Raw genomic sequence first — 13,879 nt, forward strand, 5'->3', positions numbered from 1 at the left:
TGTTAATAGTTCGTCAAGAACTTGCTAAATTTTTAAGGACTATCTTAAAGGCTTTTTTACAGGTCAAAACCCAAACTAACCCCTAACTTTTTGGCAATCAACTTGTTGATTCTCGCTTTTACTTCGGGTATACGCACACTTTCCAACACGTTATTGGCAAAGGCATACATTAACAAAGCTCGAGCTTCTTTTTGAGGTATTCCCCTGGACTGAAGATAGAATAGTGCATCCTCATCCAATTGACCAATGGTACAACCATGGGAACATTTTACATCGTCCGCAAAAATCTCCAACTGAGGCTTTGTATTGATTGTTGCTTTATCACTTACCAAAATGTTGTTGTTCTGCTGAAAGGCATTGGTTTTTTGGGCAATCTTATCCACTATAATCTTACCATTGAAAACTCCGGTTGCATTCTCTCCGTAGATTCCCTTGTAATCTTGGTGGCTTTCACAGTTAGGTTCAATGTGATGAACTAGGGTGTGGTGATCTACATGCTGTTTGTTACCAAGAATAGTAACTCCCTTCATGGTAGATTCTATATGCTCCCCATTCTGATAGAAGTTTAGGTTGTTCCTAATCAATTTACCTCCAAAAGAGAACGTATGTACGCTTACATTACTTTTTCCTTTTTGGTCAATATAGGTGTTATCTATCAAAGAAGCATTCTCAGAATCGTTCTGAATTTTATAATAATCGACAATAGCACTATCCGCAGCAAAAATTTCCGTTACGCTATTTGTCAGTACTTCATTGGAAGTAAGGCTTTGATGACGCTCAATTACCTGCAGCTCTGAATTTTCTTCGGCAATAATCAGATTTCTAGGTTGCAACATCAAAGATGCCTCATTTCCGGTAGCAAAATGAATGATTTCTACCGGTTTTTTAGGCATTTTATTTTTGGGTATATAAATATAGGCACCTTCCCTACTAAACGCGGTGTTCAAGGTAGTAAGCGACTCATCTTTGGATGCCACTTTGTTAAAATATACGTCAACCACCGGTTTGTACATGGGCTTGGTAAGAGCGGAGCTCATCAAACAAATATCAACGCCATCATGTGTGGTTTCAGACAGATAGGAACTGTAAATACCGTCTATAAATACAATTTTATAGGTATCTACCTCATGTAAAAAGTACTTTTTTACCTGCTTGTATTCCAAGGCGTTCTCTTCCTTTGGAAAGATGCTAAAATCGACTTTTTGAAGGTTCTTAAGGCTGGTATACTTCCAAGCTTCCTCCTTTTTGGAAGGAAACCCCTTCATTTCAAAATTCTTCATCGCCTCTGTACGAACATCGTGCACCGGGTGCTCGATATCCACATTACTCTCAAAAGCCATGAAAGACGATATCAACTTATCCTTTAAATCCATACTGTTCTTTTTGCAATAAACGATTGACGTATTCGTAATATTTCCTCAATGGGATTATACTACCGCTTCGTTTTTAATCCAATCGTACCCTTTTTCCTCCAATTCCAGTGCTAATTCCTTTCCTCCGGATTTTACAATTTTACCGTTGTGCAATACATGTACAAAATCTGGCACGATATATTCCAACAATCGCTGATAGTGTGTAATAACAATTACCGCGTTGTCCTTACTTTTAAGCTTGTTTACACCGTTGGCGACAATTCGCAAAGCATCGATATCCAAACCGGAATCGGTCTCATCCAAAATAGCCAATTTTGGTTCCAACATGGCCATTTGAAAGATTTCATTACGCTTCTTTTCACCTCCCGAAAATCCCTCGTTCAAAGAACGGGAAAGGAATTTACGGTCTATATCCAATAACTCACTTTTCTCACGAATCATTTTCAACATCTCGTTGGCCGGCATTTCCTCAAGACCACGAGCTTTTCTTGATTCGTTGATGGCCGTTTTGATAAAGTTGGTTACGGATACTCCGGGGATTTCAACCGGGTATTGAAAAGAAAGAAACACCCCTTTATGAGCGCGTTCCTCCGGGGCAACTTCGTCCAGATCATCACCGTCCAACTCCACCGAACCTTGCGTAACTTCAAACTCTTCCTTACCGGCAATAACAGCGGACAATGTACTTTTACCGGATCCATTAGGTCCCATAATGGCGTGTACCTCACCTGCTTTTACCTCAAGGTTGATTCCCTTTAATATTTCTTTATCGTCTATACTTGCGTGTAAGTCTTTTATCTTAAGCATATCTTTATCTTAACTTCTTCATGCGGACTTCTTGATTACCGCACCCATTTAATTTTTATCCTACGGAACCTTCTAGGCTTATTTCCAATAATTTTTGTGCTTCTACGGCAAATTCCATCGGTAATTTGTTCAATACCTCCTTACTAAAACCATTTACGATAAGTGCTATGGCCTTTTCTGTATCAATACCCCTTTGGTTGCAATAGAAAATTTGGTCCTCCCCAATCTTACTTGTGGTGGCCTCGTGTTCTATTTGAGCCGATTTATTCTTTGCCTCTATGTAAGGGAAGGTATGTGCGCCACATTCGTTCCCCATTAAAAGGGAGTCGCATTGTGAAAAGTTACGCGCGTTTTCAGCACGGCTGTTTACCTGTACCAACCCACGATAACTATTTTGCGATTTACCTGCGGAAATACCTTTCGAGATTATGGTACTACGGGTGTTTTTTCCCAAATGGACCATTTTAGTACCCGTATCTGCCTGTTGAAAATTATTGGTTACGGCAATGGAATAGAACTCCCCAATAGAATTATCTCCTTTAAGCACACAGGAAGGATATTTCCATGTAACGGCGGAACCTGTTTCTACCTGGGTCCAAGAAATCTTGGCGTTTTTCTCGCACAGCCCTCTTTTGGTCACAAAATTGAAAACCCCACCTTTACCCTCTTTATCTCCAGGGAACCAGTTCTGTACCGTTGAGTATTTTATTTCAGCATCATCAAGGGCAATCAGCTCCACCACTGCTGCGTGCAATTGGTTTTCATCCCTAGAAGGTGCGGTACAACCTTCTAAATAACTCACGTAGCTTCCCTCATCCGCAATGACAAGTGTACGCTCAAACTGACCTGTACCGGCTTGATTGATCCTAAAATAAGTTGAAAGTTCCATAGGACACCTTACACCTTTTGGTATATAACAGAATGACCCATCTGAAAACACCGCTGAATTCAGCGCTGCGTAAAAGTTGTCGCGCTGAGGTACCACGGTACCGATATATTTTTTCACCAATTCCGGATGTTCTTTAATCGCTTCAGAAATAGAACAAAAGATGATTCCTTTTTCGGCCAATGTCTTTTTGAAAGTAGTAGCTACGGATACGGAATCCATCACGATATCAACTGCCACACCGGCCAATTTCTTTTGCTCATCCACCGAGATACCCAGTTTCTTAAAGGTTTCCAATAATTCAGGGTCTACCTCATCCAAACTGTTGTACTTGGGTTTCTTATTTGGCGCCGAATAATATGAAATTGCTTGGAAATCCGGTTTTTTGTAGTGAACATTCGCCCAATCGGGCTCCTCCATTTCCTTCCAATGTTTGAAGGCTTCCAAACGCCAAGCGGTCATCCAATCCGGTTCTTCCTTCTTTTTGGAAATCGCTATGATAATTTCCTCGTTAAGACCAACGGGAAGGGTATCAGATTCTATATCAGTATAAAATCCGTATTCATACTCCTTGGTCTCGAGTTCTTTTTTTAACTCTTCCTCAGTATATGCCATAGTGTTGTTTTACAATGAAAAACTTTCCCCGCAGCCGCAGGTACGTTGTGCGTTGGGATTATTAAAAACGAATCCCTTTCCATTTAGCCCACCGGAATATTCCAAAGTGGTACCCACTAAATAGAGAAAGCTCTTTTTATCTACAATGATGCGCACATCGTTATCTTCAAAAACTTTATCGGTCTCATTTACCTGCTTATCAAAATCAAGCTCGTATGAAAGTCCGCTACAGCCACCGCTTTTTACACCCACGCGCACGTAGTCCGTGGTGGCGTCAAATCCTCCTTCAGACATAAGGTCTTTCACCTTTTTTCTAGCCGACTCAGATACCTGTATCATTGCATGTTTCTTTTAACTAAATAGTCCACAAATATACGTCATTAGTAGGGTTTAACCATAAGAACTAACATTATTATAACGAATCTATGTATAGTTGATTTCTATTGCTCTCTTACCCCTCTAAACTGTGCATTCCCCTATCGTTTTAATCCTTACCTTTGATAAGGATTCTTATTCTTTTTCAATTTTTAATAGCCAAACTCGATTCTTTTATTTTTATGGGCCTAGAGGATATCAATGCTTTTTATTACGCCAAAAATTTTGGAAGGAATGCACTCCCGAAATCCTATTTTAGAATGTATTTCAAAAAATTGATGGAGTATAAAAAAACGGTTGACCCAGATCTTCTCCAAAAAAGGGTAGATTACTATCTAAAAGGAAATAAGAATTTTCAGATTCCAGAAGCGGCCGTGGCGGTAAAGGACTTTAAAAAAACCAAGGGAACCGGGTATTACCTAGATTTAAAGGAGTTTTTACATTACTTTAATCCTCAGGTGAAATTTGCCTACCATTTTGGCGATGAGTTGCATATAAATCCTTATCCCACCCTATTTAAAGCACGCATGCTTGAGGTGGACAATGCAAATTCCGTTCTTTTTAAACTGAACAAGCGAAGACATTTTAAGTGGGTAGAAGATGCTACCCCATTTGGCAAAAAGAACAAAAAGGTGGTGTGGCGCGGCAGGGCCCACCAAAAGCAACGAAGGGATTTTGTGGAGAAATTTTGGGAGCACCCTCTTTTTGATGTAGGATTGATTACTCCAAAACAAAATGACCTTCCATTACATAAAGGTTTTATGGACATTCCGTCCCAGTTGGGTCATCAGTTTATTGCTTGCATTGAAGGCTTTGATGTGGCTACCAATCTTAAGTGGGCCATGAGCTCCAATTCTCTCTGCATTATGCCAAAACCTACTTGTGAAACTTGGTTTATGGAAGGCACTTTAAAAGCTGGAATTCACTATGTAGAGGTAAAAGACGATTTTTCGGATATGGAAGAAAAAGTAACGTACTTTTCTGAACATGCGGAAGACTCCAAAGAGATTATAAAGAACGCTCACCAACATGTTGCCCAGTTCAAGAACAAAAAACTTGAAGACCTACTATGCTTTTTAGTACTTGAAAAATACGCCCAACTTTCGGGCCAGGAAGACTATCTGCGTTTTAAATCCTGATTCTATGGTTTAAAATCAGGGCTGGCAATAAATTGATGATCAGAAAGGGTCAGTAAAAATGCGATTAAATCCTGCTTATCCTTTTCTGTCAGCAGGACACCTCCTTGAGCTATTTTTTTCATCAATGGGTCAATTGTCTCCGAAGGTTGAAGTCCTTCGCTATAAAAATCTATTACCTCCCGCAATGTTTCAAATCTTCCATCATGCATATAGGGCGCTGTAAAGGCCAAGTTTCTGAGTGAAGGTGTTTTAAATTTTCCATTATCCGCAGGATCACCGGAAACTTTACCTAGTCCTAAATCTACAAAGACACTATCCAAACCATTGTTGTGAAAAATATTATCTGTCCATAAAGGGTTGTTTGGATTGCCGTGGCAATGAAAGCAGTCTCCCCTAGTTTCATCTAAAAAAACGGCCAGTCCGTTTTCCTCCTCTTGGGTCAATTCTATTTCTCCCCTTAGACTTTGATCAAACTTGGAATTGGAAGAAATCAAGGTACGCTCAAATTGTGCAATGGCACGAGAAACCTTTGTACTGTCTATTCCTTCTTCACCAAACGCTTTCTGAAACAAAACCGGATATTCTTTAGACCCCGCCAAATCGTTTACTACTCTTTGCCAAGTGTTGCCCATCTCCTTAATGTCCGTAACCGGATGAAAGACTTGACGCTCCAAACCAAAGGCCGAACCATCCCAAAAAAAACGCTCGTCATAGTTCCAAGCAAGATTGAACAACGGCATGGAATTACGCGTTCCCTTTGCCCCTGCTACTCCCTCACTAAAAGTTTCTTTATCCGTAAAGGCGTTTATGGGCATATGACAATCTGCACAGGATATAGATTGGTCAACCGAAAGCAAGGGGTCAAAGAACAGCTTTTTTCCTAAAGCTATTCCCTCTTTTGTAAGTGGATTGTTTGGGGGGATAACCGGGTCTACTATGGCGCTGCTAAAAAACTCTGGAATATCCAAGGATACTGGGATTGGCTCATATACCACATATTCCTCTTCAGGCTCACCTTGATCCCTAGAGCAAGCCATCACAACCAAAACTCCTATGTAGCAAATTACCCTTTTCAAAAAAATAATATTATACCGTTCAATCCCCTTTTAAAGCGAATACATTCTGGCCGTTATGAAACATCATCACCTGGGCATCAAAATTTGGCATCATCATGGAATGCAACTCGTTTAAATCCCATTGAACAGGATTATTAAACCATTCCGAAACATCCATGGATACTTGCAATTCTTCTTCCCCCTCGATAGTAACAGACCCAAGATCAACTGTAAAAAACGTATCCTGAAATACCGGTTCATCCCCAGAAATATCCACCGCTTTGATAGCGTGGTATTGGTATCCTATTTCCTCCTGACTTTCATCTAAAAACTTACCTTCCAATTGCATAAAGTGATACCCACCACCTAACATTTCTGGCACATTCCATAGAGCAGCATTCAAATCTGGATAAACACCCGAAAGATTGTCTTCATTGTCAAACCCAAATGTGAAAGAAATATTCTTATAGGTATCAGGAGGAATACTATCGGATATTTCAAAAACCATAGTTTCCTCCTTGGATACATCAATCAGATAATAATCCTCCAAGGCTATAAAAGTTCCATCTTCCTTTTCGAGAGTGACATCACTTATCAAATACCGAAGCCGTTCTACACTCATTTTTTCACCATTGGCATTTTCATACTTAATGGTATTTAAATCTGATAAAGTAATTGACTCCCCGTCCCAACTATGTTGCATCCTAAGAAAAAGTGATACATAGCTCTCTTTATCTATTAAATCTTCATCATTACTGCAACCAAACATCAACAAACAACCCAATGTGCAGTATAAAATAAATTTTCTCATCCCTGAAGTATTAATCTATAACATTCTCCTTTATAGTAATTAACAAGGCATCTGTAAAACCCTTATTAACGCCTACATCGCCATCATTGCTAGCGGACTCTCCCACAACTACTACATTTCCATTCTGTAAGTGAGCCACATCATAAGCAACATCTATTTGCGAACCTCCAATACTTTTTTGCCATACCACATCCCCAACCTCATCAATTTGAATTATCCATGCATCATTTTGGCCTTTGTTTTCTTGTAAATCCCCATCTGCACTTCTGGAACTTCCGGTAATTAGAAATCCTACTTCATTAGTCTTTGAAATACTCCTGGCCGCATCAAAACCACTGCCACCATAGGTGCGTTCCCATATCAAATCTCCTTCCAAATTAATTTTTATGGCCCATACATCTGCGGCCCCTTTATTGCTAGTCACCTGTTGATCGTTGCTGCGGGTATCGCCTACGATTAGATAGTTACCGTCATTTGCAGCCACGATCGCATGCGGCTCATCTATTTCACTACCTCCGTAATTCTTCTCCCAAATTAATTCGCCGATTTCAGATATATGAACCACCCAAAAATCATAGGCACCCCTATTAGTTGAAATATCCACATCAAAACTATCGGATGAGCCGGCAATTAAAAAACCGCCCTCTTCTAATTCTAAAACAGCATTGGCGGTATCTGTAAATGTTCCGCCATAAAAATGACTCCATTGTAATTCTCCGAGCGCATCCAATTTTACCGCCCAATAATCACCTCCCGCATGATTTTTTGCAGAACGTATTCCCTGACCTTCAGAGGCGGTAACATCCAATACTCCCACCAACATAAAGCCACCGTCCTTAGTTTCTATGATAGAAATACCTTCATCCCTACCTTTAAAGCCATAAGATTTCTGCCACTGCAAGTTGCCATCAGCATCAGTCTTTACCAGCCAATAATCTAAAGAACCAGCATTTGAGGTAGCGTCCCCATCCGAACTTTCACTAAATCCCAATAATAAGAACCCCCCGTCTTTTGATTGTATTATTTCGTTTCCCCGATCATTTAGACTACCTCCAAAGGATTTTTGCCATTGTAACTCACTATCTGTATTGAACTTTAGCAACCAGTAATCAAAATCCGTCGTTTCTTTGTTAACTACATCGCCATCATTACTTTGCACATAGCCAAATACCGCAAAACCACCATCTACGGTGGCTACAATTGATTTTAAATTTTCATTTAGACTTCCTCCGTACGTATTCACATTCACCGTACGCTGAGCGACGGGTTCCGGTTCGGGCCCTGAATTCACCCCAGTAGTATCACCTTCATCAGACGAACAGGAAACCGAGAGAATAAGGATAACATATATGAATCCAATCACACCGAACATCCATTGGTTAAATCTTGAAGGAAGGTTTTTATATGGAAAAAGAACGTCCTTAGGCATCAATCACTTTTAGCAACTACAAACAAACCCGAATTTATATCACTGATCAAAATTTTGTTGCTTTCAAAATAAGGGTAGGTACTCCAAACCCCATTGAAGCTCGCAGAATTATTATTTGGATAGGTATCAAAGAAACCAGTTTCTACCATGGATTCTTCTCCAATTCTCGATATGTCCAAAACCCGTAATCCCGCAGTATAATTTGCAAGAAAAAAGCTTTCTCCCTTCACATAACCGTTATGGTCAATAGCGTCTGTGGGACCGGTATAACTAGTGTGCAACACGGGATTATCTAAATCTAACAAATCAAAAACCAAGGTTCTGGTAGGAAATCCAAAAGCTTGCTCGTCCAGCTCATCGCCAAGTATGAAATAACGCTGATCTTCAGTAAACCAACCTTGATGGGTATACCTGGTATTGGAATATTGAATGGTGCTAATTTCAAAAGGAGCATTTTTATCGGTAAAATCTGCAATAACCACTTCATTCTCATTTGCTCCTATGAAAATTTCCCTACCCATATAATCCGAATCGGGACCTTGATAGGTGACCACTTGTGCATCATGACAATATCCACTTTCACTGTAACCACCAGAACCTATGGGATTTTTAGGATCGGATACATCAATAAAATGGGCGCCGCCCATATAGACATCATTACGGGCCGTACCCACAGGATAGGCAAAACCACTGTCTTCATTAATCACAATATTGTGTGCATTTCCAAAACCGGTGTACCGGGCATCGGATTCAAATTCTACAGGAGGGTTGTTGACCTCCCTCAATTTAGTAAGGTCAAATACCTGCATTCCATGGGCGGTTGCTTCCGAAACTATAAACGCATGATTTGAATACACTTTTATATCCCTCCATGTGCTAGATTCCGTAGCCGTGGGCAACTTCCCCAAATAAAGGAGATTATCCGTATCCGAAACATCAACAAAGGCCGTTCCGTCATCCAGCCCCATTATGGCGTATTCCTTACCAGTTTCAGAATCGGTCCATCCCCATACATCATTACCAAAAGAGGCATCAAATTCCTCCATGGAAATGGTACCCAATAAATCATATCCGTTACAGGGGTATATACCGGCCATACCGTTATCACAAGGGGTAAAGCCTTCCACTTGCTGATCTGGAGTAGGAGTTTCCCCCTCCATCATTTCATCGGGAAATACCCCATCTACATTATCATTACTGGAACAACCTATTTGGAAAACCAGAGAAAAGACCAAAATAAAAAGTGTAAATATTCTTTTCATGGCAACTTTATTTTTTATAAAGATATTACTTAGCCTTAAGCAATCTATAAAATTCTAACCAATTGTAGTCCAATGGATACCCACAATAACTATTCCTAAAACTACAATTGGTTTCTACAATATAAATTAACTGTACTTTTGTGCCATGTTAGAAGATAAAGAACAAAAGAGAACTTCTCTGGATAATCTTGGGGAGTTTAGACTTATAGAACACTTGACGGAAAATTTTAATCTAAACCATTCTTCTTCCAAAGTAGGGATTGGCGATGATGCCGCAGTTTTGGACTATACGGATAAAAAAACCGTCCTAACTACCGACATGTTAGTGGAGGGTGTTCATTTTGATTTGAGTTACATGCCTTTAAAGCATTTGGGATATAAGGCCGTAATGGTAAATCTTTCCGATGTTTATGCCATGAACGCTGTGGCCACCCAAATAACCATTTCTATAGCCGTGAGCAACCGTTTTCCTTTGGAAGCCTTGGAAGAACTGTATTCTGGTATCGCCTTGGCCTGCAAACTTTACAATGTGGACTTAGTAGGAGGAGATACCACTTCCTCAACAAAAGGCATGCTCATAAGCGTTACCGCTCTAGGTCAGGCCCAAGACCACAAAATTGCCTACCGATCGGGTGCAAAGCCCAATGACCTTTTGGTAGTAAGTGGTGATTTGGGCGGAGCCTATCTTGGGCTTCAAGTTTTAGAGCGGGAAAAGGAAGTTTTTAAAGTAAACCCCAATAATCAGCCAGACCTTTCCCCTTATACCTACATCGTAGAAAGACAATTAAAGCCTGAGGCTAGAAAAGATGTGGTAGAGTTACTGGAAAAGCTTGAGGTGCAACCTACTTCCATGATCGATATAAGCGATGGACTCTCTTCAGAGATTTTACACTTGAGCAAAAGCAGCAAGGTTGGTTGCAATCTTTTTGAGGATAAAATTCCCTTGGATCCAACGGTAATTTCTGCCTGTGAGGAATTTAAAATGGACAGTACCATGGTAGCACTTAGCGGAGGTGAAGACTATGAACTGCTATTCACAATTGACCAAAATGACTTTGAAAAGATTAAGGGCAACCCCCATTTCACGGTTATTGGTCATATGACCGAAGAAAAAGAAGGCAATCATTTAATTACGAGGGCAAACACTAAAATTCCTATTAGCGCTCAGGGATGGAACTCTTTTAAGGGAGAATAAACCAAAAGGTACAAAACAAAAAAATTCCCGAAAAGGCAAACCTAACATACTGTTGTGGGGCGAACGACAGTGGAGAACGAGGTTGCTACTATTTTTCGGGAATAAGTGTAAAATCCTGAAACCCTAGAGCTCAGGATTTGGGTGCCAAAGCATAGTTAACGCTGAATCAAGTTCAGGTTAGGCTGCATGTTTTGCTGCCCTATGTCTCTTCTGGAATATATTTTCCAATGTTTTATTAATATCTTGAAGCTCCGGTGTTAGATTGGACAAATTGCCGCTTACATCTGTTGTTACCTCTTTTCCACAATGAATGCATTTATACTCCTTAATGTGCAATGTCACTTCTTTTGAAACCGCGTAGTGGTGGCCAAATAGGCTGCAAAAAATTTTTTTCATGGTTGTAGGTTTAAAAATGCATCAGTGGCCTTTGGGGTAACCGCTTGGTGCTTTTGGTCAAAAATTTGGTCGATAAACAAAGTGGTTTTAAACACTTTCTATCAACAACGCCCTCTCTTCTTTTTTTATTGGATATATTATTTAAGTTTCATCACATTTTCGATGAACTACACAAATAATAGGGGTTCGGAAAGATTTTTCCGACAAAATGTATGCTTCGACCTTGAAATTAAACTCAGGTGTTTATCATCAACATTCTAAAGTATATTTGCTTCTTTATACTATACGATGGAATTAAAAATATCAACCAAGGAAACGCTTGTAACTGCCTTTGCCTTGTTTTCCTTATTTTTTGGAGCGGGTAACCTCATTCTACCCCCTCTTCTTGGTTTTAATTCGGGAGGTGTATGGTGGTTGGTTACGATAGGATTCTGTGTGTCGGCCGTATGGGTACCCATGCTAGGTATTTTGGCTCATGCCAAATTACAAGGCACCATTTTCGACTTTGGTAAGAAGGTATCGCCAACATTTAGTTTGGTCTACTCATTTTTGATTTACGCCATTTCCGTTAGTCTACCCTCACCAAGAACAGCATCGGTAACGCATGAAATGGCAATTGCTCCTATTTTCAACACTCCATCTTGGGTAACAAGTGTGATTTATTTTTCACTGGTCTTTGTGTTTGTCATCAATCGGTCTAAACTACTGAATATTTTGGGCAAGGCGCTCACCCCTGCTATCATCATTATCCTACTAGCAATCATTGGAATTGCTTCCTTTGGTCTGGAGTTTAATTTTGGTAATGTAGTTTTGGAAAGTCCGTTTTCGGAGGGTATTTTGGAAGGTTATCAAACTTTTGATGCCATTGGAGCGGTAGTAGTGGGTGCAGTTGTAATTATCTCGATAAAACTTCAGAAAAGAGATGCTCCCTATGAAGAAAAGAAAATCCTCATTAGAAGGGCAGGTTTTCTGGCAGGCTTGGGACTTTTCCTATTGTATGCGGGACTCATTTTTACCGGTGCAATTATGCATGGTTCTTTTGAATCTACCGTTACGCGTACAGCCCTGTTAAATGGCATAAGTTTAAAGACCTTGGGAAGCATTGGTCAATTGTCTCTAAGTATTTTAGTGAGTTTGGCTTGTTTTACTACCGCAGTTGGAATTGTTACGGGTACTTCAGATTTTCTTCAATCGAGGTTTACGGGTTCCACCTATGTTTATAAAATAACGGCGTTTACTGGATGTGTTTTAGGAGTTTTAATGGGACAGTTTAATGTGGCCTATATTATTGCCGTGGCCTTTCCAGCGCTTATGTTCATTTACCCCATTACCATTGTTCTAATATTACTGAATGTAGTGCCGGACAGGTATGCGTCTGCCACGGTATTTAGGGCCGTTGTAATTACCACTATACTTTTAAGTATACCGGATTTCCTTGCAAGCTTGGGCTTAAAAGAATCCTTAATCAGTTTACAGGGCTACATTCCATTAAGTACCTATAGTTTGGGATGGGTGTTACCCTCAGTAGTTGTTTTCCTATTGAGTAATTTATTGAGCAGTCCACCTAAAAGTTAATTAAGGCTGTCTACCTTTCCTTTTCTTAGAATAATAATAGAATAGATAGGCAACTGCCACCAAAACCACAAAAGGTAAGAAGGTTCCAATAACCACCCCAATTTCATAGGAGCTATCTGGCGCTTCTTCCATCTTTTTCTGTATTTCCGAAACATCTTGAAGAGCCAACATATAGAGGAAATTAAATATCTATTTCGAGGCTAATTGGGCAATGATCGCTTCCCATGACCTGATCATGGATTTCAGCCGATTTCACCTTGGACCAAAGATTTTCACTCACCAAGAAATAATCGATTCGCCAGCCTACGTTTCGTGAACGGGCCCCACCACGCATACTCCAAAAAGTATATTTATCAAACGTATCTGGATGAAGGGTTCTAAAGCTATCCACAAGATTTAAGGTTTTCAGCATATGCTCAAATCCGTCAATTTCCACTTGGGTAAATCCGGAAGTTTTATTGTAATTACTTTTAGGATTAGCCAAGTCATTTGCGGTATGGGCCACATTAAAATCGCCGGTTACTATAATGGGTTTCTTTTTCTGAAGCGCTAAAAGATACTGGGTAAAATCATTGTCCCATATAGCTCTGTAATCCAATCTTTTAAGTCCATTACCACTATTAGGCACATATACGTTGACCAAATAAAAAGAGTCATATTCCGCATAGGAAATCCTACCCTCCATATCATGGTCCTCAATGCCCATATCGCTACCAAAAGAAATGGGTTTCTGCTTTGATAAAATTCCTGTTCCGGAATACCCTTTTTTCTCCGCGCTATTGCTGAAAAGCTCATACCCCGTTACTTCCTTTAAAGCTTCGGACACCTGATCGTCCTGTGCTTTAGTCTCCTGTATACAGAAAATATCCGCATCAAATTTGGAAACCACCTCCTCAAAACCTTTCTTTACCGAAGCCCTAATCCCATTTACGTTCCAAGAAACTATCTTCATTGTAGTTGC

At 40.0% G+C, this 13,879-nt stretch carries 14 protein-coding genes; 3 read left to right on the forward strand and 11 right to left on the reverse strand.

Going from position 1 to position 13,879, the window contains the following annotated elements; genetic code table 11:
- Window positions 1-56: 56 nt before the first annotated feature.
- Genes sufD through IL355_RS01600 form a run of 4 tightly spaced genes read right to left on the reverse strand, consistent with a single transcriptional unit; the run spans window position 57 to window position 4,020 of the window.
- Window positions 57-1,373, reverse strand: coding sequence for a Fe-S cluster assembly protein SufD (gene sufD / locus IL355_RS01585; protein WP_192460458.1), 1,317 nt, complete (start codon window positions 1,371-1,373; stop codon window positions 57-59).
- 54 nt (window positions 1,374-1,427) lie between these two features.
- Window positions 1,428-2,180: a Fe-S cluster assembly ATPase SufC gene (gene sufC / locus IL355_RS01590; protein WP_192460459.1), complete on the reverse strand. Its 753-nt coding sequence runs from the start codon at window positions 2,178-2,180 to the stop codon at window positions 1,428-1,430.
- Between the two features lie 55 nt (window positions 2,181-2,235).
- Window positions 2,236-3,681 carry a Fe-S cluster assembly protein SufB gene (sufB, locus tag IL355_RS01595; RefSeq protein WP_192460460.1) on the reverse strand — a complete coding sequence of 482 codons (1,446 nt, stop codon included), beginning with the start codon at window positions 3,679-3,681 and terminating at the stop codon, window positions 2,236-2,238.
- A gap of 9 nt (window positions 3,682-3,690) precedes the next feature.
- Complete coding sequence (locus IL355_RS01600; RefSeq protein WP_187456399.1) at window positions 3,691-4,020, reverse strand: HesB/IscA family protein; 330 nt, start codon at window positions 4,018-4,020, stop codon at window positions 3,691-3,693.
- Window positions 4,021-4,178: 158 nt separating this feature from the next.
- Here IL355_RS01600 and IL355_RS01605 point away from each other — a divergent pair, with 158 nt between their 5' ends.
- Window positions 4,179-5,195, forward strand: coding sequence for a glycosyl transferase family 90 (locus IL355_RS01605; protein WP_225621082.1), 1,017 nt, complete (start codon window positions 4,179-4,181; stop codon window positions 5,193-5,195).
- Window positions 5,196-5,197: 2 nt separating this feature from the next.
- Here IL355_RS01605 and IL355_RS01610 read toward each other — a convergent pair whose 3' ends face one another.
- Genes IL355_RS01610 through IL355_RS01625 form a run of 4 tightly spaced genes read right to left on the reverse strand, consistent with a single transcriptional unit; the run spans window position 5,198 to window position 9,752 of the window.
- On the reverse strand, window positions 5,198-6,271 hold the full coding sequence (locus IL355_RS01610; protein ID WP_317175463.1) for a cytochrome-c peroxidase: 1,074 nt from the start codon (window positions 6,269-6,271) through the stop codon (window positions 5,198-5,200).
- A 19-nt stretch (window positions 6,272-6,290) separates the two neighbouring features.
- Window positions 6,291-7,061 carry an MbnP family protein gene (locus IL355_RS01615; protein WP_192460461.1) on the reverse strand — a complete coding sequence of 257 codons (771 nt, stop codon included), beginning with the start codon at window positions 7,059-7,061 and terminating at the stop codon, window positions 6,291-6,293.
- A 10-nt stretch (window positions 7,062-7,071) separates the two neighbouring features.
- The gene (locus IL355_RS01620; protein ID WP_225621083.1) at window positions 7,072-8,490 is read right to left on the reverse strand and encodes a hypothetical protein; all 1,419 of its coding nucleotides are present in this window, start codon (window positions 8,488-8,490) and stop codon (window positions 7,072-7,074) included.
- Window positions 8,490-9,752, reverse strand: coding sequence for a choice-of-anchor B family protein (locus IL355_RS01625; protein ID WP_192460462.1), 1,263 nt, complete (start codon window positions 9,750-9,752; stop codon window positions 8,490-8,492). The genes IL355_RS01620 and IL355_RS01625 overlap by 1 nt, the downstream gene beginning before the upstream one ends.
- Window positions 9,753-9,897: 145 nt before the next feature.
- On the opposite strand from IL355_RS01625, the gene thiL reads away from it, so the two are divergent.
- Entirely contained in the window at window positions 9,898-10,947 is a 1,050-nt protein-coding gene (gene thiL / locus IL355_RS01630; RefSeq protein ID WP_192460463.1) for a thiamine-phosphate kinase, read from the forward strand.
- 177 nt (window positions 10,948-11,124) lie between these two features.
- Here the strand turns inward: thiL and IL355_RS01635 are convergent, their stop codons facing one another.
- On the reverse strand, window positions 11,125-11,343 hold the full coding sequence (locus tag IL355_RS01635; protein ID WP_187456403.1) for a hypothetical protein: 219 nt from the start codon (window positions 11,341-11,343) through the stop codon (window positions 11,125-11,127).
- Between the two features lie 288 nt (window positions 11,344-11,631).
- Between IL355_RS01635 and IL355_RS01640 the strand changes: the two genes are divergently transcribed.
- Entirely contained in the window at window positions 11,632-12,918 is a 1,287-nt protein-coding gene (locus IL355_RS01640; RefSeq protein WP_192460464.1) for a branched-chain amino acid transport system II carrier protein, read from the forward strand.
- Here the strand turns inward: IL355_RS01640 and IL355_RS01645 are convergent, their stop codons facing one another.
- Both IL355_RS01645 and IL355_RS01650 read right to left on the reverse strand, forming a co-directional pair.
- A complete protein-coding gene (locus tag IL355_RS01645) occupies window positions 12,919-13,089 on the reverse strand; it encodes a hypothetical protein (protein ID WP_192460465.1) in 171 nt (56 codons plus the stop codon). It lies immediately after the preceding gene.
- A gap of 10 nt (window positions 13,090-13,099) precedes the next feature.
- A complete protein-coding gene (locus IL355_RS01650; protein WP_192460466.1) occupies window positions 13,100-13,870 on the reverse strand; it encodes an exodeoxyribonuclease III in 771 nt (256 codons plus the stop codon).
- Window positions 13,871-13,879 lie beyond the last annotated feature (9 nt).

The sequence above is a fragment of the Euzebyella saccharophila genome (assembly GCF_014855495.1).
In the GTDB taxonomy this organism is placed as follows: domain Bacteria; phylum Bacteroidota; class Bacteroidia; order Flavobacteriales; family Flavobacteriaceae; genus Euzebyella; species Euzebyella saccharophila.